Source organism: Streptomyces sp. NPDC002773 (genome assembly GCF_040295605.1).
In the GTDB taxonomy this organism is placed as follows: Bacteria; Actinomycetota; Actinomycetes; order Streptomycetales; family Streptomycetaceae; genus Streptomyces.
In genome coordinates, this window is record NZ_JBEOVO010000003.1 from 1 (window position 1) to 20400 (window position 20400).

Consider the following 20400-nt stretch of genomic DNA (forward strand, 5'->3'; position numbering starts at 1 on the left):
AAGCACCTCAAGGACATGGTGTCCGCGGCCCGTACGATCGCGGAGGCGCTGGACCTCGCGGCGGGCGCGATCGAGGCCATGAAGTGGAAGGCCGTCGCGGAACTGGGGATCCTGGCGGGCCAGACCGGCCTCGCCCTCGCTCTCATCCCGGTCACCGGAGGCCTGTCCGCGCTCCTCGGGGCGGGCGCGATCGCCCTCACCAAGAAGCAGCTCCTGAAACTGATCACCGACGCCATGCAGGAGGCCGTCGGTCACGTCGTCGCGGTGATGACCGAGCCGGTCGTGGCCGCGCTGGAGAACATGGCGGCGGACCTCGTCGTCCAGGTGAGCATGGACGCGCTGGGCGTCCAGAACGGCGTGAACCTCGACCAGACGAAGCAGGCCGGCAAGGACGGGTTCGACGAGGGCGTCCAGGGCGCCAAGGAGGGCCTGAACCTCGCCTCCGCGGGCGGTGGCGGCGGAGCCGGCGGCAAGGGCAAGGGCTTCCACATCGAGCACGACGAGCACGACCAGGCCGGCACGAAACTGAACGGTGTGAGCGCCGGCATCCACGGCAAGACCGCCGGAAAGCTGACGAAGGCCAAGGGGCACCAGGGACGCAACAAGGGCCGGGACGACATCGCCGACGCGCTCGACCCGGTGATCGAGAAGGCCATGGGCGCCCTCGTGAAGTCCGCCAGGACCATGGGCGACCACATCGGCGAGACGCTGCCCAAGGCCGTCAAACAGATCTCCAAGGACCACAAGAACAACGACGACGACACGGCCGCCCGCCTCGCCCGCCAGCGCAAGGGCGACCACGACGACGCCGGCGGGGGCGCCGGTACGGGGGGCAAGAACCCGCCCGGTGAGGGAGGAGGCGGCGGCAAGCCCCCGGGCTCCGGCGGCGGCTCCTCCAACGGCGGCAGCGGGAACACACCGAAGGGCAACCCCATCACCCCCCAGCCCGGCTGGCACGGCCAGACCGGCAAGGGGATGAAGAACCACCGCAGGGACGCGCTGGACGTCAGCCACCTCAGCGAGGACGAACAGCGCAGGCTCCTCGTCGACGAGGCCGACAAGCTCGCCAACGACGCCCAGAACCAGCCGCAGAGCAACCCGTACCCGGAGGGCAAGCACCGACTGAAGACGGCGTGCGCCGGAACGCTCCTCCACGACGGCACCCTGACCGCGCACACGAGCAGCACCACGACCGGCGATTCCTCGATGTCCACCCACCCGGCCCTCAAGGCGATCCTCGACCAGGTGGAGTCCGACGCCAAGGCGGACGACGACTACCTGGGCAAGGGACACGGCAAATGCGCGGAAGTCTCCCTCATCTCCGACCGGTTGCACCAGCTCGATCCGAACGGGACGGGAATCGTCTCCGCGGAGGACGTACGGAAGGTCATGGACGGGTCTCGCGTCTATTCGGTCCAGATCGGGAACATGCGCCCCGGGGACGACCAGTTGCTGCACGGCGACTACAAACCCCCGTGCCGGTCCTGTGCGAGAATGCTGCCCCTCGCCGGCGTCATCGCGCACCATTGAGAGAGAGCACGCAATGCCGAGAATGACAGCGGAGGCCGTCGAGGCCGTCCTGACCGAGGCGGGCTGGTCCCGGGGCCGCGACATCGGCGCGGAGCTGCCCGGACTCCTGAGGTTCGTGACCGACCGCTTCGCCGAGGAAGGGCATCCGGTCGAAGCCTTCCAGGCCGCGCAGGACTTCGTCAGGGAATTCGGTGGACTCCGCCTGGAGATTCCGGGAACTCCACCGGTCGCGATCGGATTCACGCCTCACTGGATCTACGAGGAGAGCGGCGAGGACGTCGCCGAGCTCGCCCAGAACCTCGGAAGGCGACTCTTTCCCGTCGGATACGAGACGTTCGACGGGGCGATGCTGCTCATCGACGACACCGGGCGTTTCTTCCTCATGCACCACACCGGTCCCTATTACCTGGGAGCGAACACGTACGAGGCCATCAGCTGTCTGCTGCGCGGCCCCCAGCAGGAAGCGCGGGACTACTTTGTCTGACACCTTTCCGGGAACGGCCTCCTCCCTCCTCCTCCAGGGCACGATCACCAGTCAGACCAACCTGGACGGCGACGGCGAACCCCATCTTCACCCCGCCGTCCAGGAGTTCTTCGACGGGCTGGCGCCGAGCCAGCGCGAGCCGTTCCTCGGACACTGCGCCGAGTCCGCGCTCGTCTCCGACCGGCTCCACGCGGTCGACGCCCAGCGGACGGACGGCGGGACCACGACCCTCTCCGAGGCGCCGTCGCACTTCGCGGGCGCGGCCCTCGTCTCCCGCAAGGTGCGCCCCCACGGCGACCCCGAGCACGGCACACCGGCTCCCCTCTGCCGGTCCTGCGCGGCCCTGGCGGACGTGCTCGGCATCACCGTCCTCCAGGATTCCTGACCCGGGGACGACGATGACGACGGAGCCCTCGACGACCCAGGACGACACGGTGTCGGGGCAGGACCGCGACGGTGCCTTGACCCGAGCCGTCGCGGTGTCCGATGAGGACCGCGACGGTGCCTTGACCCGAGCCGGCTGGCGCCCCGGCCGGGACGCCGGCGACGCCGCCATGCTCGCCGTCCTCAAGACGGCCGGGCTCGGCCCCTGGACCCTCTTCCCGGCCGCCGAGCGGACGGTACGGGAGTTCCACGGCCTCCGCCTCGAACCGGCCCCGCACGGCGGTCGCGAGGTCGCCGCGACCGGCTGTGTCCTCGACCCCCAGGAGGCCCGGTACTCGGGCCCGCTCCTGCACCGGCTCGCCGACCAGCTCGGCACACGGCTCTTCCCGCTGGGGCGCACCGACGCGGACGCGCCGATGGCCGTGGACGAGGAGGGCCGGCTGTTCTCCCTCGTCTCCGGAGCCGGCTGGCTCCTCGGGGAGACCGTGCGCGAGGGGCTCCACGTCCTGACCGAAGGGCTGAGGCCCGTACGTCTCCGGAGGCGGGAGTGGCAGTGGCCGCTCAGGACGGCCCCGGCGGACCTCGCCGCCGGGGTCCGGGCCGCGCTCGTCGCCGTCTATGTCCTCCACACGCACGGGGTGTTCGACGCGCGGACCCTCCACCTGCGGGCCACCACACTCCGGGGGATCGGCGTCACCGTCCTGGAGCAGGACTTCCCGCTGCGCCCCGGGCCCCTGGAGAGCAGCGAACGGCCCCTGGCCGAGGCGATGGAGGCGGAGCTGGCCGCTCTGGCGCAGAGGGCCGCCTCCTGCGAACTGGTGCTCACCGTGCGGCCACCGGACGGCACACCGGTCCCCCTGGCGGGGCTCGACTGCCGCGTCGCCCTCGGGGGTACGGACGGCTTCGTCCTGGCCCTGTCGACGGGCCCCGGCGCCTCGGTCAGCCGTGCGGCGACGGCCGTGGACGCCTGCGTCTCCGCCTTCGACTCCTGGGCCGCCGCGACCTGAGGGAGACGGGCGCCCGCCCCGTGAGCCCGGTGCGCTCAGCGCCCGCCGGGCCCCACGCCGCTACGCGCCGGTACCCCACGCCGCTACGCGCCGGTACCCCACGCCGCTACGGCAGCGCCCCCGCCCTCCGTGCCGCGACCACCGCCTCCAGGCGTGTGTGCGCGCCCAGTTTGCGCATCGCCGAGCGCAGGTAGCCCTTGACCGTCTCCGGGCGCAGGCCGAGGCGGGCCGCCGCCGTCGCGTTCGTCGCGCCCGAGGCCACCGCCGCGAGGACGTCCGTCTCCCGGGGGGTCAGCGCGACCCCCGGCAGGTCGCGGGGCGCCCCCGAGGCCGTCTCCAGCCGGCCGCAGACCGCGAGCAGGCGCTCCCGCAGCTCCGGGTCCGGGACCTGCGGGGCCAGTTCGCGCAGCTCCCCGTACGCCTGGCGGACCTCCTCCCAGGACGGCCCCGAGGCCGGCGGAGGGTCGAGGCGGCCGACCTCGTCCCGTACGGCCAGCGCCTGCTCCACGTCACGCGCCGCCGCGACCGCCGCGTCGAAGACCCGCTCACCGATCGGCACGGCGTCGCGCAGCGCCCCGTACAGGACACCGCGCACCTTGCGGCGTACGACGACGGGCACCGCGATCACCGAGCGCAGCCCCTCCACCGCGACCGGGCCGTCGTACTCGTGCGTGATGTGCCGGGCCGAGGGATAGTCCGTGACCGCGCACGGCCGTGACAGGGCCAGGCACTTGCCGCCCAGGCCCGAGCCGGTCGAGATCGTCAGGCCGTGCAGCGCGGGCGTCACCGCCCCGCAGGTCTCGCCGATCCGCATCGCCCGCCCGTCCTGGAGCAGCCCGCCGAAGACCACGGGCAGTCCGCTGCCCCGGCGCAGCCGTAGCAGCGCCGCGCGCAGCTCGGCCGTTTCCCTCTGCTCGGGCACGGAACCACTCCTTCACCCCCGAACGGGGGTAGTGAGACCTGGGTCACTGATTACACGATGTCCGGGACCGGTCCCGCAACGAGGAGGACGTATGACGGCGCAGAGCGCGACCAGTGCGACGGAGAGGTTCCGGGCCGCCCGGGACTTCCTGCTCCAGCACCGCGAGGACTACGAGACGGCGTACGAGGGCTTCGCCTGGCCCCGGCCCGACCGGTTCAACTGGGCGCTCGAATGGTTCGACGTCATCGCGGAGGGCAACGACCGGACCGCGCTCCACCTGGTGGAGGAGGACGGCTCCGAGAGGAAGGTGTCGTTCGCCGAGATGTCCGCCCGTTCCAACCGGGTCGCGAACTGGCTGCGGGCCCAGGGCGTCCACGCGGGGGACCGGATCATCGTGATGCTCGGCAACCAGGCCGAACTGTGGGAGACCGTGCTCGCCGCGATGAAGCTGCGCGCCGTCGTCATCCCCGCCACCCCGCTCCTCGGCCCCGCCGACCTGCGCGACCGCGTCGACCGGGGCCGCGCCCGCCATGTGATCGTGCGCGCAGAGGACACCGCCAAGTTCGACGACGTCCCCGGCGAGTACACCCGGATCGCGGTCGGCGGCGACGGGGTGAGCTGGCTGGGGTACGAGCACGCCGACGGCGAGTCCGACGTGTTCGAGCCCGACGGGGTCACCCTCGCCGACGACACCCTGATGCTGTACTTCACCTCCGGTACGACCGCCCGGCCCAAGCTGGTCGAGCACACCCACACCTCGTACCCCGTCGGGCACCTCTCCACGATGTACTGGATCGGCCTCAAACCCGGTGACGTGCACCTCAACATCTCCTCGCCGGGCTGGGCCAAGCACGCCTGGTCCAACCTCTTCGCCCCGTGGAACGCCGAGGCGACCGTCTTCATCCACAACTACACCCGCTTCGACCCGGCCCGGCTGATGAGCGAGATGGAACGCAACGGCGTCACCAGCTTCTGCGCCCCGCCGACCGTCTGGCGGATGCTGATCCAGGCCGACCTGAGCCAGCTGACGACCCCGCCGCGCGAGGTCGTCGCCGCAGGCGAACCCCTCAACCCCGAGGTCATCGAGTCCGTACGGCGCGCCTGGGGCGTCACCATCCGGGACGGTTTCGGCCAGACGGAGACCGCCGTCCAGGTCTCCAACAGCCCAGGTCAGCGGCTCAAGGAGGGGTCCATGGGACGCCCGAGCCCCGGCTTCCGCGTCACCCTCGTCGACCCGGTCAGCGGCCGGCCGGACGTGGAGGAGGGCGAGATCTGTCTCGACCTGTCCACCCACCCGGTGGGCCTGATGACCGGTTACCACGGCGACCCGGAGAAGACGGCGGAGGCGATGGCCGGCGGCTACTACCGCACCGGCGACATCGGCTCCGTGGACGAGGACGGGTACGTCACGTACATCGGGCGTGCCGACGACGTCTTCAAGGCCTCCGACTACAAGATCAGCCCCTTCGAGCTGGAGAGCGCGCTCCTCGAACACGAGGCCGTCGCCGAGGCGGCCGTCGTCCCCGCCCCCGACCCGCTGCGTCTCGCCGTCCCCAAGGCGTACGTCGTCCTCGCGGCGGGCTGGGAGCCGGACGAGGAGACCGCGCAGGCCCTCTTCGCCCACTCGCGCGCGGTCCTCGCCCCGTACAAGCGGGTCCGGCGCATCGAGTTCGCCGAGCTGCCCAAGACCGTCTCGGGCAAGATCCGGCGCGTGGAACTGCGCCGGCTCACGGCGGAAGGCGGCGGCAAGGAGTACGCGGAGGGTGACCTCGGATGACCCGGTCCCACATCAGGAGGGCGCCCGCCACCCTCTCCTACGCCCACGGCGCGTCCACCACCCCGCTCCTCGGCGACACCATCGGCGCCGACCTCGACCGGGCCGTCGCCGCCTGGCCCGACCGGGAGGCGCTCGTCGACGTCCCCACCGGACGCCGCTGGACGTACGACGAATTCGGCGCCGACGTCGACCGGTTGGCAGGGGCCCTGCTCGGCAGCGGCGTGCGCAAGGGTGACCGGGTCGGCATCTGGGCGGTGAACTGCGCCGAGTGGGTCCTCGTCCAGTACGCCACCGCCCGCGTCGGCGCCGTCATGGTGACCATCAACCCGGCCTACCGTGCCCACGAGTTGGCGTACGTCCTCAACCAGGCGGGCATCACCCTGCTGTTCGCGTCCCTCGCCCACAAGACGAGCGACTACCGCGCAATGGTCGAGCAAGTACGCTTGGAATGCACCCAGTTGCGCGAGGCGGTGTACTTCGGGGACCCGGGCTGGGACGCGTTCCTCACCCGTAAGCCCGGGGACCTGCGCCCGGAGCCGCTCTCCTGCGACGAACCCGTCAACATCCAGTACACCTCGGGGACGACGGGCTTCCCCAAGGGGGCGACCCTCTCCCACCACAACATCCTCAACAACGGTTACTTCGTCGGCGAGATGATCGCCTACACCGAGCAGGACCGCATCTGCATCCCGGTGCCCTTCTACCACTGTTTCGGCATGGTCATGGGAAACCTGGCCGCCACCTCGCACGGCGCCTGCATGGTGATCCCCGCGCCCTCCTTCGACCCCGCGGCCACCCTCAGGGCGGTGCAGGAGGAACGCTGCACCTCGCTGTACGGCGTGCCGACGATGTTCATCGCCGAGCTGAACCTCCCCGACTTCGCCTCGTACGACCTCTCCAGTCTGCGCACCGGCATCATGGCCGGCTCGCCGTGCCCGGTGGAGGTGATGAAGCGGGTCGTCGCCGAGATGAACATGGCGGAGGTGTCGATCTGTTACGGCATGACCGAGACCTCGCCCGTCTCCACCCAGACCCGCCGCGACGACGACCTGGAGCGTCGCACGGGCACGGTCGGCCGGGTCATGCCGCACGTCGAGGTGAAGATCACCGATCCCGCGAGCGGGCTGACCGTGGAACGGGGCACGGCGGGGGAGCTGTGCACCCGCGGCTACAGCGTGATGCTCGGCTACTGGGACGAACCCGAGAAGACCGCCGAGGCGATCGACAGCGCCCGCTGGATGCACACGGGGGACCTGGCGGTGATGCGCGACGACGGGTACGTGCAGATCGTCGGCCGCATCAAGGACATGATCATCCGGGGTGGTGAGAACGTCTATCCGAGGGAGATCGAGGAGTTCCTCTACGGGCACCCGAAGATCGCCGACGTGCAGGTCGTCGGCGTTCCCGACGCGCGGTACGGCGAGGAGATCATGGCCTGCGTCATCCCCCGCGACCCGGCCGACGCACCCACCCTGGACGACGTCACGGCCTTCTGCCGCGACCGGCTCGCCCACTACAAGATCCCGCGCAGGGTCGAGATCCTCAGCGAGTTCCCGATGACCGTGAGCGGCAAGGTACGGAAGGTGGAACTGCGGCAGCGGTACGGGAGTGGGAGCGGCTGAGGTACGGGAAACCCCTGAGGCTCCCTAGGGGATCGGGCGCCCCCTACGGGACCGGGCTCCGTACCTCCCGGCGCATGCAGACGCGCGGCCAGACCGACAGGCCGTGGGCCGCCTCCGCGTGGCTGATGGCGCGCAGGCCGTCCGTCAGCGCCGGATCGGACTCCGCGAGCGGGCGGAAGCCGAGCCGGGCGTAGTACGGCGCGTTCCACGGCACCTCGGTGAACGTCGTCAAGGTCAGCGCCGCCAGGCCCTGCTCCCTCGCGGCCGCCGCCAGATGCTCGATCAACGCCCGGCCCACGCCCCGGCGCGCGGCGTCCGGATGCACCGACACCTGCTCGATGTGGGCGGAACCGTCGACCGTGTCGGCGAGGAGGTACGCGACCGGGCGATCGGCGGCGTCCACCGCCACCCACGCCCGGCCCGCGCGGCGGTACGCCTCCAGGACGTCCAGGGGCAGCGGGTCGTCGTCGGCGATCGCCGCCATGCCGAGCGTGCGGAACGGCTCGCCCGCCGCCCGTTCGATGTCCTGGAGCAGCGGGAGTTCGGCCGGAGCGGCCGCTCTGATGCGCATACGCCAGTATGGCGCGGCCTCACCCCGGACGGTCACCCGCGGCCGGGCCGCGATCCGTCGGCGGCCGGTTCCGCACCACCTCCCAGGGCCGGTCGAGCAGCCCGCCCTCCCATGAGAACCGCGGCAGGAACATGGCGAGCGCCGGGTCGCCGTACAACGCCACGTACAGCTGGACCAGCCGCCCGTCCGTCACCTCGCGCCGGTGCGCCGGCAGCGGGTGCCGCTCCCGGAGGTCGGCGAGGAGCTGCCGCGCCGCCCGGGTGGCAGGCGGCAGCCGCAGCAGCACGACGGCCACGAGCACCGGCAGCGCGCCCGCGGTGAACACCACCGTCAGGACCCCGCCGGACGGCGCCGTCGCGTACGCCCCCACCCCGACCGTCAGCGGTACGCAGCCGAGCAGCGCCCCCGCCGCGCCGCGCCGCGCGGGCGACCGCAGCAGCCCCGTCGCGCGCAGCTCGACGTGCAGCGCGTCCACCGCCCGCCGCGCCTCGGGGCGCAGCACGAGGTCCCGCAGCGGGAAGGCCCGGTGGAGTGCCCGGTGCACACCCAGCTGTACGGGGTCCCGGGTGCGGCCCGGCCCGCCGTTGGCCCGAATCGTATGTTTGCGGCCCGCCGCGACCGCTCCGCGCTGGTGCAGCGCCACGAGCGCCACGGTGACGGCCGCCCGCCGGCCGCCCCGCAACAGCGCCAGCGCCTGCGGCGGCGGCACCTCGTCCGTGCGCGGCGCTCCGCTTTCCCGGCTGCGGGTTCGCAGCAGCAGGACGGCGCACAGCAGCTGCCCGCAGGCCGCTCCGATGAACCACCACATTCCCGTCGGCATGACACCCACCCCCGAGGGTGTTGTGCCCGGCAGAGCGTGATCGTCACGCGTGAATGGCCGGATTCGCATGCCGAAGTGCCGGGCGGGGGGCGTCTCGTGGGCCGGGCGCCACCGGCTCAGGCGCCGGTGGCCAGGTCGTCGGCTGCGTCGTTCACCGGCTGCGGGGTGCCGGTCAGGTCGAGCACGAAGAGCGGGAGACCGACCTCGGCGGCACGGGAGCGGGCCTCCGGTGTGTAGCCCGCGAGCGAGAAGAACACGCTCACGGCCGAGGCGCTGAGACCGTTGAGCCACAGGCACTCCACGGCCCGCAGCCCGGTGGGGCGGGTGCTCGGGTCGACCTGCGCGACGAGCCCCGGCGCCCGCAGGTCCACACCGGACGCGGGGCGCTCCTCGGGCTGGACGACGTCCCGGAACCCCAGCCAGCGCAGATACCCGGCGGCCGCGCCGACCGCGTCCCGCGCGGTCCGGATCGTCACGGGCCGAAAGCTCCCCCGCACCGGAGCCGGGCGCGGGCCGGTGGGCGGCAGCGGGATGTGCGCGGGGTAGCGCTCGGCGAACGTCCGGGGCCCGGAGGGACGCGGCGGCTCCCCGGGACGGGGAGGCCCCACAGGCCGGGGCGGCTCCCCAGGGCGCCGCCGGTGAGCGGCGGGGCCGGGGGCGCCGGGACCGGGGGCGCCGGCGGCGGGCGAGGGATTGCCGGGGGCAGGGGAGCCGGACCCGAAGGTGCCTGAGCCGAAGGGACCTGCCCCCGGGGCGCCTGACCCGGGGACGCCCGGCCCGGCCGCGCCCGGCCCGGCCGTGCCTGACCCGGGGGCGCCCGTCCCGGAGCCGCCAGACCCCGCCCCTCCGTCCACCCCCCGTCGCCCCGTCGGCCCCGTGCCGAACCACTCCGAGCCTGGCTCGACCGCGCGCCGCGGCGCCGTACCGGCGGTGGCGTCCGTCCTGGTTCCGGCAGGCCGCCCGGTGGCGGCCGGCCCCGAGGAGCCGCGGGGCCCAGGTCCGGCCACGGCCCCGGGGCGCCCGCCGGCGTCGCCCTCCCCGGCCGTACCGGAGCGCCCGGAGCCACCGCCCTCCCCGGCCCTACCCGAGCCGTCGCCCTCCCCAGCCGTACCGGAGCGCCCAAGGCCCCCGCCGCTCTCCGGAGCCGTACCGGCGACCCCCGCCGCCCCGCCCCCGCCCACCGGTCGAACCGGTATCCGGAGCACCGTCCCGCACGCGCAGCCCAGCTCCGGGTGGGGCCAGTCGTCCTCTCGGCCGCAGGCGCCGCAGCGGACGGTGACCCACTCGTCCGTCCAGTTCCGGTGCGTGATCCGCTCCGCCGTCGCCCCCGCCCGCACGGGCGGCGCCACCGGGCTTCCGCACGCGCAGGGGAAGACGGGTGCCGCGTACGCCTGCGTGCGCAGGCATTCCGGACAGCGCACCGGTACCGACTCACCCACGGTCAACCCCCTGTCGTCCCGCCCCATCGTCCACCCATCGGCCGCCCCGAGGGAGGTTGTTCGGCCACTTCGGTGATCCCGCCGCTCGGACTTCTCTTGACGGCTCTCAGGACCCCGACCTACATTGCTTCCGTATAGCAGAACAGTATTTCCGCATTACGGAAACAAGCCGCCCGGGCTCCGCGAGCCGACCGGCGGGCTTGGATCCGCCCGGCCGAAGCAGGAGCACTCCCATGCCTCGTATGACCGCCGCCGCAGCGGCCGTTGAGATCCTCAAGCGCGAAGGCGTCACCCAGGCGTTCGGCGTCCCCGGCGCGGCGATCAACCCCTTCTACCGCGAGCTCAAGAACGTGGGCGGCGTCAACCACACCCTCGCCCGCCACGTCGAGGGCGCGTCCCACATGGCCGAGGGCTACACCCGCGCCAAGGCCGGCAACATCGGTGTCTGCATCGGCACCTCAGGCCCCGCCGGCACCGACATGATCACCGGCCTGTACTCGGCGATCGCGGACTCGATCCCGATCCTCTGCATCACCGGCCAGGCCCCGGTCTCGAAGCTCCACAAGGAGGACTTCCAGGCCGTCGACATCGCCACCATCGCCAAGCCGGTGACGAAGGCCGCCACGACCGTCCTGGAGGCCGCGCAGGTCCCCGGCGTCTTCCAGCAGGCCTTCCACCTGATGCGCTCCGGTCGTCCCGGCCCGGTCCTCATCGACCTCCCGATCGACGTCCAGCTGACCGAGATCGAGTTCGACCCGGAGACCTACGAGCCGCTGCCGGTCTACAAGCCGCAGGCCAGCCGTGCCCAGGCCGAGAAGGCCCTGAGCTTCCTCCTGGAGTCCGAGCGCCCGCTGATCGTCGCCGGTGGCGGCATCATCAACGCCGACGCCACCGACCTGCTCGTCGAGTTCGCCGAGCTGATCAACGTCCCGGTCATCTCCACCCTGATGGGCTGGGGCACCATCCCGGACGACCACGAGCTGGCCGCCGGCATGGTCGGAGTCCAGACCGCGCACCGCTACGGCAACGCGACCTTCCTGGAGTCGGACTTCGTCCTGGGCATCGGCAACCGCTGGGCCAACCGCCACACCGGCTACAACATGGACGCCTACACCAAGGGCCGGAAGTTCGTCCACGTCGACGTCGAGCCCACCCAGATCGGCAAGATCTTCGCCCCGGACTACGGCATCGCCTCCGACGCCAAGGCCGCGCTGGAGCTCTTCGTCGAGATCGCCAAGGAGTGGAAGGCCGCGGGCAAGCTCCCGGACTTCTCCGCCTGGACCGCCTCCGCGCAGGAGCGCAAGGCGACGCTGCAGCGCCGCACGAACTTCGACAACATCCCGATCAAGCCGCAGCGCGTCTACGAGGAGATGAACAAGGCCTTCGGCCCGGAGACCCGCTACGTCACCACCATCGGTCTCTCCCAGATCGCGGCCGCACAGTTCCTGCACGTCTACAAGCCGCGCCACTGGATCAACTGCGGCCAGGCCGGCCCGCTCGGCTGGACCATCCCGGCCGCGATCGGCGTCGCCACCGCCGACCCGGAGACCCCGGTCGTCGCGCTCTCCGGCGACTACGACTTCCAGTTCATGATCGAGGAGCTGGCGGTCGCCGCCCAGCACAAGGTCCCCTACGTCCACGTCCTCGTGAACAACGCCTACCTGGGTCTGATCCGGCAGGCGCAGGGCGGCCTCGGCATCAACTTCGAGGTCAACCTCGAGTTCGAGAACATCAACACCCCGGAGATCGGCGTCTACGGCGTCGACCACGTCAAGGTCGCCGAGGGCCTGGGCGTCAAGGCGATCCGCGTCACCGACCCGGAGAAGCTGGGCGAGGCGCTGGAGCAGGCCAAGAAGCTGGCCGTCGAGCACCAGGTCCCCGTCGTCGTCGAGGCGATCCTGGAGCGGATCACCAACATCGCCATGAGCAAGACGGTCGACATGAGCGACGTCACCGAGTTCGAGGAGCTCGCCACCGAGCCCGGCCACGCGCCCACCGCGATCAAGGCCCTCAAGGTCTGATCACGGAGATCGTGACACGCCTCCGATCGCGGAGCCCGTGACACGGCTCCGACAGCGGAGCCGCGAGACGGCCCCCGCCCCGATGAGCACCGGGGCGGGGGCCGCTTCACGCTCCGCTCGTCCCGCCCTGCGCCCCTACGAGGACCGCGCCCGCCGCCGTCCACTCGTACAGGACCGACCGCCCCGCCCGGCCCCGCCGTACGAGTCCGGCGTCGAGCAGTACCTTCAGGTGCCGCCCCACGGACCCCAGGCCCTGCCCGGTCAGTGCCACCAACTGGCTGGTGGACTTGGGCGATTCGAGCCGTACGAGCACCCCGGCGCGCGCACCTCCGAGCAGCGCCCCGAGCGCCTCCGGCACGACGGGCCCCGTCACGTCCGCGAGGGCGCCGGAGCACGCGTACACGATGGCGAACCGCTCGCGGCCCTCCCACGAGACCCAACCCCGGTTCGGCGTCACCGGCACGAAGAGCAGCCGGCCGCCGTCGACCCGTCTCGGCGGATACGCACGGGGGTTGACCTGGAGCCGGCCGTCGCCCAGCCAGCGCATCTTCCCCGGGCACAGCTCGTCGAGCGCCGCCGCCCAGCCGTCCCTGGCGAGGCGCGCGGTCCGCGCCACCACATCGGCCTCCAGGACCCGGCGCCTGCGCGGCCAGTCGGGCAGCACCGTCTCCCGCCACACCCACTCCAGGACCCCCGCCATCCGCTGCGGCAGGCCCCTCGCCGACCTCAGCGGCTCCGGTACGGGACCACCGACCGCCACCTCCAACTGCGGTACGACGTCCGCCGGTTCGGCCTCACGCACCGCCACGACCTCCTCCTCGAAGGACCGGTCGCGCTCGCCCGTCGGCGTCGGCGTCAGGAAGTCGGCGTTCCAGGTGGGCCCGATGGCCGCCCGTACGAGGAGCGCGTCCAGCGGTTCGGCGGCGAGACGCTCCCGGTACGCCGGCAGGTGCGCGGCCAGCCAGGCCCGCTCGCCCGGATGCGCGCCGGCCGCCCCGTGCAGGGTCTTCAGCGCCGCGACCGTCTCGGCCAGCGGCGAGACGACGAAGCAGCTCCCCGCCAGGGAGTCCGTACCGATCTGCCACCAGCCCATGACGCCCGCCAGGTCCTTTCGTCCTCCGGCGAAACAATATCGGCGCGGACGGCCCGCCCACAGACTCCCCGGCATGCCCCGCTACCAAGACCTCTTCCGCACGCCCGAGTTCACCCCGCTCTTCCTCACCGGCGCCGTCCACACCGCCGCCCAGACGGTCGCCGGGCTCGGCCTCGCCACGCTGGTGTTCCGGGCGACCGGCTCCCCGTTCCTCTCCGCCCTCGCGCTCTTCGGGCCTTCGCTCGCCCAGCTGCTCGGCGCGACCACCCTGCTCTCGGCCGCCGACCGGCTGCCGCCGCGCGCCGCGCTCGCCGGCATGTCCCTCTTCTTCGCCCTGGGCACCGCCGTCCTGGCGATCCCCGCCCTGCCGACCTGGGCGCTCTTCGCGATCCTCCTCGCCGAAGGGCTCGTGGCCTCGCTGGGCGGCGGGGTGCGCTACGGGCTCCTCAACGAGATCCTCGCCCGCGAGGACTTCCTCCTCGGCCGCTCGGTGACGAACATGGCGGTCGGCGCCTGCCAGATCGGCGGCTTCGTGACCGGCGGCGCCCTGATCGCCCTGCTCGCGCCGCGCGGCGCGGTCCTCGTCGGCGCGGTCCTGTACCTCGGCGCCGCGCTCCTCGCCCGTGCCGGCCTCGGCGCGCGCCCGCCGCGTGCCGCCGGACGGGCCTCGGTCGCCGAGACCTGGCGTACCAACCGGCGGCTGTGGTCCTCGCCCGCGCGCCGCCGCTGCTACCTGGCCCTCTGGGTGCCCAACGGGCTGATCGTGGGCTGCGAGTCACTCTTCGTGCCGTACGACCCCGAGCGCGCCGGGCTCCTCTTCGGGTGCGCCGCGCTCGGGATGCTGGTCGGGGACACGGTCGTCGGCCGTTTCGTACCGGTGCGGCTGCGCGGCCGGATCCGCTTCCCGCTCCAGGCGCTGCTCGCGGCCCCGTTCCTGGTGTTCGCCGCGGACCCGCCGCTGCCGCTCGTACTGCTCGCGGTGACGGTGTCGGCGGTCGGGTACGGGGCGAGCCTCCTGCACCAGGAGCGGTTGACGGCCCTGGTGCCGGAGGAGCTGAGCGGTCACGCGCTCGGGCTTCACACCTCGGGGACGCTCGCCCTCCAGGGGGTGAGCGCGGCGCTCGCGGGCACGCTCGCCCAGTACACGTCACCGCGTACGGGGATGGTGCTCCTCGCGCTCGCCTCGCTCACCGCGACCCTGTCGCTCGCGCGGGCCGAGCGGAGGGCCGAGCGGAGGGCCGGCCGCGGGGCCGGGGGAGCGCCTTCTAGCGAGGCGCCGTCGAGCGGTGCACGACCGTGTCCTCGCAGGGGCCGTCGGCGAACAGCTTGAGCGCCTCCATCTCGTCCTTGTCGACGGACAGGCCCCAGCGCAGCTTGGTCCCGACCCATTCACCCACGTAACGGCAGTACCGGGCGTTCTCCGCGGGCACCCACTCGGCGGGGTCGCGCCCGGCCTTGTCCTTCTGGCTGCGGGCGGTGACGGCGACCAGGGTCGCGGCCGCCCCCTGGTCGTTGGCGTACTTCTCGCGCCGCGCGTCCGTCCAGCCGGACGCCCCCGACTGCCAGGCCTCTTCGAGGCCGACGAGGTGGTCGACGCGGAGGAGGGCCGGGTCGGTGACGTTCTGCCCGTCGTAGTACGAGGTCCACTGGCCGCCGGTGATGGCGCAGTCCTTGCCGGTCTTGGGGGCGTCGACGGCCTCGGCGACGAGCACCTCGGCGCGGGTGTCGCAGCCGTCCGCCGGGTCGAGGCCCTTGTTCCAGTGGCGGAACGCCGTCACCTTGTAGCCGGCCGTGTCCTCGGTGGCTTCGGGGAGCTCGGCGAGCGCGTCGGGGAACAGGATGACGCCGCTCGCGGAGAGGGCGGGGGAGGGGACGGCGAGGGGGGACAGGACGAGTGCGAGCGGGGCGAGGCCGCGCATCAGGTTTTTGATCATGTGCGAGTGGATAGCGCCGGTCACGGGGCGCACGGGAGCCGAATCGCGGTGCGCTCGCCCGACCGGGTGTGGATCTTCACCGCAGAAACGATGCGCTGCAGGTGAGTACGCGTACACGAAGAAGAGCGCGGAACCAGGGACCGTAAACCTGGTTCCACGCTCTTCCGTCTTGTGACCGCCCGACGGCACGAGGCTGGCGCGACAGGACGTTCGCGCCGCCGGGCGGAGTCTGGGTGTGCGTGCTCGGAGGGGTTCCCCTCGCGGGGGCGTTGGGACCGCGGCGGTGTCGACGGGCTGAGCGGCCTTCTCCTTCCTTCAGGTCAAGAAGGAGAGCCGTCGCCCTTACCACCGCACTGGCTCGGCGCCGCCGCGGTCCTCACGCTTGTCCGGTTCGCCGGCCACCCCTCATCCGGGTCGGCGTTCCGGACCACGTACGGCACTGACCTCCCGTCAGATGCCGTACGTAGTCTGGGTGTTGCTTCTCGGTCAGTCCTCGCGCAGGGCGCGGACGGCCTCTTCCACGCGCTTGCCGTACTCCGCGTCGGCGGCGGCGAAGTGCGCGAGGTTCTTCTCGATGACGTCCTCGCGGGACACCTGGGACAGACCGCCGGCGATGTTGGCGATCAGACGGCCCTTCTCGTCCTCGGACATCAGGCGGTAGAGCTCACCGGCCTGGAAGAAGTCGTCGTCCTTGGTGTGCTGCGGCGCCTCGTGGGTGCCGGTCCAGCCGTGGATCGCGAGCGGGGCGGAGAGCGCCGCGTCGGTCTGGGCCGGGCCCTGGTACGAGTTGGGCTCGTAGTTCTTGTCGTAACGCGAGCCGTTGCGCAGCGCCATGACGCCGTCGCGGCCGTAGTTCTGGGCCGTGGTCGCCTTGGGGGCGTTGACCGGCAGCAGGGTGTGGTTGACACCGAGGCGGTAGCGGTGGGCGTCGGCGTAGGCGAAGAGACGGCCCTGGAGCATCTTGTCCGGCGAGGGACCGATGCCCGGGACGAAGTTGTTCGGGGAGAACGCGGCCTGCTCGACCTCGGCGAAGACGTTGTCCGGGTTGCGGTCGAGGACCAGACGGCCCACGCGCTGCAGCGGGTAGTCCGCGTGCGGCCACACCTTGGTGAGGTCGAACGGGTTGAAGCGGTAGTCCACGGCCTCGGCGGCCGGCATCACCTGGACGTACAGGGTCCAGGACGGGTTGACGCCGCGCTCGATCGCCTGGAGCAGGTCCGTCTGGTGCGAGTTGGCGTCCTTGCCGACGAGCTCGGCGGCCTGGTCGGCGGAGAGGCTGCGGATGCCCTGGTTCGTCTTGAAGTGGTACTTGACGAAGAAGGCCTCGCCCGCCTCGTTGGTCCACTGGTAGGTGTGCGAGCCGTAGCCGTTCATGTGGCGGTACGACGCCGGGATGCCTCGGTCACCCATGAGCCAGGTGATCTGGTGGGTGGCCTCGGGGGCGTGCGCCCAGAAGTCCCAGACGTTGTCCGGCTCCTGCTTGCCCGTGAAGGGGTCGCGCTTCTGGGAGTGGATGAAGTCGGGGAACTTGATCGGGTCCTTGATGAAGAACACCGGGGTGTTGTTGCCGACGAGGTCGTAGTTGCCCTCTTCGGTGTAGAACTTCAGGGCGAAGCCGCGCGGGTCGCGGACCGCGTCCGCGCCGCCGAGCGAGTCGGCCACGGTGGAGAAGCGGATGAACGTCTCGGTCTTCTTGCCGACCTCGCCGAGGAAGTTCGCCTTGGTGAAGCCGGTGACGTCGTCGGTCACCTCGAAGTAGCCGTACGCACCGGAACCGCGGGCGTGCACCACACGCTCCGGGATCCGCTCACGGTTGAAGCGCGCGAGCTTCTCCAGGAGGTGCTGGTCCTGGAGCAGGAGAGGGCCACCGACGCCGGCGGTGGCGGAGTTCTGGTTGTCGGCGACGGGGGCGCCGGACTCGGTCGTAAGCACGCGCTTCGACATCGTGACCTTCCGTACGGGAACTCTGCTTGACGGTGCGAGGAGCGTAAATTCGGCTCGAACATAACGTCAACAGTTTGTTGAAAATGAAGTGTGGTGTTCCGGTCGGCGGCGGCGCCTGGGCGCGACAGGACAGTTGTCAGCGCCGCCGCCGACCGGAAATCTGGGGCCCCGGGTGACCCGGGGCGAGGGATCAGACCTGCTGGCCGGAGAGGCGCTCGACGGCGCGCAGCAGGGCCGAGTGGTCCAGGCCGCCGTCACCCTGAGCGCGCAGCGAGGCCACGAGCTGGGCGACGACCGCGCCGACCGGGAGGGCCGCACCGACGTTGCGGGCGGCGTCGGTGACGATGCCCATGTCCTTGTGGTGCAGGTCGATCCGGAAACCGGGCTTGAAGTCGCGGTTCAGGAAGTTGTCCTTCTTGCGGGTCAGGACCGTGGAGCCGGCCAGACCGCCGTTGAGGACGTCCAGGGCGGCCTGGAGGTTCACGCCGGACTTCTCCAGGAAGACCACGGCCTCGGCGCACGCCTGGATGTTGACCGCGACGATCAGCTGGTTGGCGGCCTTCACCGTCTGGCCGGAGCCGTGCGGCCCGCAGAGCACGATGGTCTTGCCGAGGGTCTCCAGGATGGGGAGGGCCTCGTCGAAGTCGGCCTGCTCGCCACCGACCATGATCGACAGGACGGCCTCGATGGCGCCGGCCTCGCCGCCGGAGACGGGCGCGTCGATGACGCGGATGCCCTTCTCGGCCGCGTTCTTCGCCAGGTCGACCGAGGTCTGGGGGGTGATCGACGACATGTCGACGATCAGCGCGCCCTGCTGCGCGTTCTCCAGGATGCCCTCGGGGCCGTAGGAGATGGCCTCGACCTGCGGGGAGGCGGGCACCATCGTGATGATGACGTCGGCGTCCTTCACGGCCTCGGCGATCGACGCGGCGGCGGTGCCGCCGGCCTTCGTGAGCCGGTCCAGCTTGTCCTGCTCAAGGGTGAAGCCGGTGACCTGGTAGCCGGCCTTCAGGAGGTTCTCGGACATGGGCGAGCCCATGATGCCGAGGCCGATCCACGCGACCTTGGGGAGATTGCTCATGGTGAGGGTGCCTCTCGAAAACTGGTGGTACGGGGAGGGGGTCGGCCGGTCAGCGGGCCGGGCGGGCCTCGGCCGGGAGCCACTCGAAGGACGCGGCGGCGTCGGCCGCCTTGTACTCCAGGCCGATCCAGCCGTCGTAGCCGGCCTTCTTCAGCTCGCCGAGCAGCTGCTCCAGCGGCAGGTCGCCGGTGCCCGGAGCGCCACGGCCCGGGTTGTCCGCGATCTGGACGTGGCCGGTCTTGGCGGCGTACTCCGCGATGACCTGGCTGACGTCCTCGCCGTTCATCGACAGGTGGTAGATGTCGAGGAGGAACTTGGCGTTGCCGAGTCCGGTGGCCGCGTTGACCTTGTCGACGACCTCGATCGCGGAGGGGGCGCTCACCAGGGGGTAGAGCGGCGACTCCGGCTTGTTGAGGGTCTCGACCAGCAGGATCGCGCCGATCCGGTCCGCCGCGCGGGCGGCCAGGACCAGGTTCTCGAGCGCGAGGGTGTCCTGGATCTGCGGGTCGACGCCGTCGACGCGGTTGCCGTAGAGCGCGTTGAGCGCCTTGCAGCCGACCGAGGCGGCGAAGTCGGCCGCCACGTCGATGTTGGCGCGGAAGCGGTCCGACTCGTCACCGGGCACGGAGAGGGCTCCGCGGTCCGGGCCGGGCAGCTGCCCGGCGTAGAAGTTCAGGCCCACCAGCTGGGTGCCGGCGTCCTCAAGAGCCTTCTTGAGGGCGTCGAGCTCGCTCTGCTCGGGGGTGGCGGTGTCGATCCAGGGCCACCACAGCTCGACCGCGGTGAAGCCCGCCGCGGCGGCGGCCGCGGGGCGCTCCAGGAGCGGGAGTTCCGTGAAGAGGATCGACAGGTTCACATCGAAGCGCTGGTCCATGGCTGCGTCTGCTGAGAAGCGGGTCATGAGGGGTAGGCGCTCCTTCCGTATCGCGGAAGTAAGTTTCTGTCTGACGGAATGTTGCAAGGCGGGCGGCGCGCTTGTCAAGAGGTCCCCGCAGGTCCGGGGCTCCCGTCGGGGCGAGCGGGGCCGTAGCGTGGGCCCATGGTGCGTTTGAGAGTGGAGTTCACGACCGAGCCGTTCGACCTCGACGAGGCGCCGGCGCACGCGGTCGTGGCCCGTGAGGTCATCCAGTCGGCCGAGCTGGACGCGGTGGACGTCGGTCCCTTCGGCAACACGGCGGAAGGCGGCGCCGACGCGGTGCTCACCGCCGTCGACGAGCTGCTGCGCTCGTCGCTCGCGGCCGGCGCCACCCGCGTCTCGCTCCAGGTCAACGTCATCGGGGAGGGTGAGAAGTGAGCGAACACCCCTTGGTCGCGGCGGTGAGGCCCCTGGTCGACGCCATGGGCGCCGAGGTGCTGGTCCCCGCGCACGCGGAGGCCGACGACGTCGTCCTGTCCTGGGAGGGGGAGGACGTGCTCGCCGTACGGCTGCCCCAGCTGTCCGACTCCCTCGACCACATCCTGGCGGCGATGGAGCGGCGGCACGGGATGCCGCTGGCCGAGCTCGACCGGAAATCCAAGCAGGAGGCCGTCCGGCTGCTTGAGGCGCGCGGGGCCTTCTCGGTACGCCATGGGGTGGAGACAGTGGCGGGGGCACTGGGTGTCAGCCGCTTCACCGTGTACAACTACCTCAACAGGGAGACCGCCCTGAGCAGGGAAAAGGCCCCCAAGGCCGAGTAGTTGATCATGTGTGGCCACAAGCCGTCGTCCAGATGTCGGGACGACGGCTTTTGCGTGGCCGAGTTTTCAACAAAGTGTTGACGTTGTGTTGCGG

At 71.8% G+C, this 20400-nt stretch carries 19 protein-coding genes and 1 pseudogene; 11 read left to right on the plus strand and 9 right to left on the minus strand.

The window, feature by feature from the left end; genetic code table 11:
- From ABT034_RS35295 to ABT034_RS05215, 5 genes and pseudogenes are all read left to right on the plus strand, one after another.
- Positions 1-867 (plus strand): annotated as a pseudogene (locus ABT034_RS35295) (DUF6531 domain-containing protein); the annotation flags it as partial.
- A 108-nt stretch (positions 868-975) separates the two neighbouring features.
- Positions 976-1530 (plus strand): YwqJ-related putative deaminase, encoded by a 555-nt coding sequence (locus tag ABT034_RS35300; RefSeq protein WP_502972813.1) that lies wholly within the window; start codon positions 976-978, stop codon positions 1528-1530.
- 13 nt (positions 1531-1543) lie between these two features.
- Positions 1544-2014: an SUKH-3 domain-containing protein gene (locus tag ABT034_RS05205; protein WP_351211421.1), complete on the plus strand. Its 471-nt coding sequence runs from the start codon at positions 1544-1546 to the stop codon at positions 2012-2014.
- Complete coding sequence (locus ABT034_RS05210; protein ID WP_351211423.1) at positions 2007-2399, plus strand: YwqJ-related putative deaminase; 393 nt, start codon at positions 2007-2009, stop codon at positions 2397-2399. Before ABT034_RS05205 ends, ABT034_RS05210 begins: the two co-directional genes overlap by 8 nt.
- A 13-nt stretch (positions 2400-2412) precedes the next feature.
- Positions 2413-3405: an SUKH-3 domain-containing protein gene (locus ABT034_RS05215; protein ID WP_351211425.1), complete on the plus strand. Its 993-nt coding sequence runs from the start codon at positions 2413-2415 to the stop codon at positions 3403-3405.
- 106 nt (positions 3406-3511) lie between these two features.
- Here ABT034_RS05215 and ABT034_RS05220 read toward each other — a convergent pair whose 3' ends face one another.
- Complete coding sequence (locus ABT034_RS05220) at positions 3512-4327, minus strand: helix-turn-helix transcriptional regulator (protein WP_351211427.1); 816 nt, start codon at positions 4325-4327, stop codon at positions 3512-3514.
- Positions 4328-4418: 91 nt separating this feature from the next.
- On the opposite strand from ABT034_RS05220, the gene ABT034_RS05225 reads away from it, so the two are divergent.
- Entirely contained in the window at positions 4419-6104 is a 1686-nt protein-coding gene (locus tag ABT034_RS05225) for an AMP-binding protein (protein WP_351211429.1), read from the plus strand.
- A complete protein-coding gene (locus ABT034_RS05230; protein ID WP_351211431.1) occupies positions 6101-7726 on the plus strand; it encodes an AMP-binding protein in 1626 nt (541 codons plus the stop codon). Before ABT034_RS05225 ends, ABT034_RS05230 begins: the two co-directional genes overlap by 4 nt.
- A 43-nt stretch (positions 7727-7769) precedes the next feature.
- On the opposite strand, the gene ABT034_RS05235 is transcribed toward ABT034_RS05230, so the two are convergent.
- The 3 genes from ABT034_RS05235 to ABT034_RS35305 all read right to left on the minus strand — a co-directional run bounded on the left by ABT034_RS05235 (position 7770) and on the right by ABT034_RS35305 (position 9593).
- A complete protein-coding gene (locus tag ABT034_RS05235) occupies positions 7770-8297 on the minus strand; it encodes a GNAT family N-acetyltransferase (RefSeq protein ID WP_351211433.1) in 528 nt (175 codons plus the stop codon).
- A gap of 19 nt (positions 8298-8316) precedes the next feature.
- On the minus strand, positions 8317-9117 hold the full coding sequence (locus ABT034_RS05240; RefSeq protein WP_351211435.1) for a TIGR04222 domain-containing membrane protein: 801 nt from the start codon (positions 9115-9117) through the stop codon (positions 8317-8319).
- A gap of 116 nt (positions 9118-9233) precedes the next feature.
- Entirely contained in the window at positions 9234-9593 is a 360-nt protein-coding gene (locus ABT034_RS35305) for a hypothetical protein (protein ID WP_403598549.1), read from the minus strand.
- Positions 9594-10798: 1205 nt separating this feature from the next.
- On the opposite strand from ABT034_RS35305, the gene gcl reads away from it, so the two are divergent.
- A complete protein-coding gene (gene gcl / locus ABT034_RS05255) occupies positions 10799-12577 on the plus strand; it encodes a glyoxylate carboligase (RefSeq protein WP_351212041.1) in 1779 nt (592 codons plus the stop codon).
- 106 nt (positions 12578-12683) lie between these two features.
- Here the strand turns inward: gcl and ABT034_RS05260 are convergent, their stop codons facing one another.
- Positions 12684-13670, minus strand: a complete 987-nt coding sequence (locus ABT034_RS05260) for an ArsR/SmtB family transcription factor (protein WP_351211437.1) — start codon at positions 13668-13670, stop codon at positions 12684-12686.
- A 73-nt stretch (positions 13671-13743) separates the two neighbouring features.
- Here ABT034_RS05260 and ABT034_RS05265 point away from each other — a divergent pair, with 73 nt between their 5' ends.
- The gene (locus ABT034_RS05265; RefSeq protein ID WP_351211439.1) at positions 13744-15000 is read left to right on the plus strand and encodes an MFS transporter; all 1257 of its coding nucleotides are present in this window, start codon (positions 13744-13746) and stop codon (positions 14998-15000) included.
- On the opposite strand, the gene ABT034_RS05270 is transcribed toward ABT034_RS05265, so the two are convergent.
- The 4 genes from ABT034_RS05270 to ABT034_RS05285 form a co-directional block, all read right to left on the minus strand.
- Positions 14936-15604: an HNH endonuclease gene (locus ABT034_RS05270; RefSeq protein WP_351211441.1), complete on the minus strand. Its 669-nt coding sequence runs from the start codon at positions 15602-15604 to the stop codon at positions 14936-14938. The two genes, ABT034_RS05265 and ABT034_RS05270, sit on opposite strands and share 65 nt — an antisense overlap.
- Positions 15605-16090: 486 nt before the next feature.
- Positions 16091-17548, minus strand: a complete 1458-nt coding sequence (locus tag ABT034_RS05275; RefSeq protein ID WP_351211443.1) for a catalase — start codon at positions 17546-17548, stop codon at positions 16091-16093.
- 190 nt (positions 17549-17738) lie between these two features.
- A complete protein-coding gene (locus ABT034_RS05280) occupies positions 17739-18629 on the minus strand; it encodes a 2-hydroxy-3-oxopropionate reductase (protein WP_351211445.1) in 891 nt (296 codons plus the stop codon).
- Positions 18630-18678: 49 nt separating this feature from the next.
- Positions 18679-19530, minus strand: a complete 852-nt coding sequence (locus ABT034_RS05285; protein WP_351211447.1) for a TIM barrel protein — start codon at positions 19528-19530, stop codon at positions 18679-18681.
- Between the two features lie 141 nt (positions 19531-19671).
- Between ABT034_RS05285 and ABT034_RS05290 the strand changes: the two genes are divergently transcribed.
- The gene (locus ABT034_RS05290) at positions 19672-19923 is read left to right on the plus strand and encodes a YkoF family thiamine-binding protein (RefSeq protein WP_351212043.1); all 252 of its coding nucleotides are present in this window, start codon (positions 19672-19674) and stop codon (positions 19921-19923) included.
- A 44-nt stretch (positions 19924-19967) separates the two neighbouring features.
- Positions 19968-20306, plus strand: a complete 339-nt coding sequence (locus ABT034_RS05295; RefSeq protein ID WP_351212045.1) for a helix-turn-helix domain-containing protein — start codon at positions 19968-19970, stop codon at positions 20304-20306.
- Positions 20307-20400: the final 94 nt, after the last annotated feature.

Coding starts and splice junctions, on each gene's coding strand:
- ABT034_RS35300 (WP_502972813.1), top strand. CDS start 976: ATGAAGAACCACCGCAGGGACGCGCTGGACGTCAGCCACCTCAGCGAG.
- ABT034_RS05205 (WP_351211421.1), top strand. CDS start 1,544: ATGCCGAGAATGACAGCGGAGGCCGTCGAGGCCGTCCTGACCGAGGCG.
- ABT034_RS05215 (WP_351211425.1), top strand. CDS start 2,413: ATGACGACGGAGCCCTCGACGACCCAGGACGACACGGTGTCGGGGCAG.
- ABT034_RS05225 (WP_351211429.1), top strand. CDS start 4,419: ATGACGGCGCAGAGCGCGACCAGTGCGACGGAGAGGTTCCGGGCCGCC.
- ABT034_RS05230 (WP_351211431.1), top strand. CDS start 6,101: ATGACCCGGTCCCACATCAGGAGGGCGCCCGCCACCCTCTCCTACGCC.
- ABT034_RS05235 (WP_351211433.1), bottom strand. CDS start 8,297: ATGCGCATCAGAGCGGCCGCTCCGGCCGAACTCCCGCTGCTCCAGGAC.
- ABT034_RS05240 (WP_351211435.1), bottom strand. CDS start 9,117: ATGCCGACGGGAATGTGGTGGTTCATCGGAGCGGCCTGCGGGCAGCTG.
- gcl (WP_351212041.1), top strand. CDS start 10,799: ATGACCGCCGCCGCAGCGGCCGTTGAGATCCTCAAGCGCGAAGGCGTC.
- ABT034_RS05260 (WP_351211437.1), bottom strand. CDS start 13,670: ATGGGCTGGTGGCAGATCGGTACGGACTCCCTGGCGGGGAGCTGCTTC.
- ABT034_RS05265 (WP_351211439.1), top strand. CDS start 13,744: ATGCCCCGCTACCAAGACCTCTTCCGCACGCCCGAGTTCACCCCGCTC.
- ABT034_RS05270 (WP_351211441.1), bottom strand. CDS start 15,604: ATGATCAAAAACCTGATGCGCGGCCTCGCCCCGCTCGCACTCGTCCTG.
- ABT034_RS05275 (WP_351211443.1), bottom strand. CDS start 17,548: ATGTCGAAGCGCGTGCTTACGACCGAGTCCGGCGCCCCCGTCGCCGAC.
- ABT034_RS05280 (WP_351211445.1), bottom strand. CDS start 18,629: ATGAGCAATCTCCCCAAGGTCGCGTGGATCGGCCTCGGCATCATGGGC.
- ABT034_RS05285 (WP_351211447.1), bottom strand. CDS start 19,530: ATGACCCGCTTCTCAGCAGACGCAGCCATGGACCAGCGCTTCGATGTG.
- ABT034_RS05295 (WP_351212045.1), top strand. CDS start 19,968: ATGGGCGCCGAGGTGCTGGTCCCCGCGCACGCGGAGGCCGACGACGTC.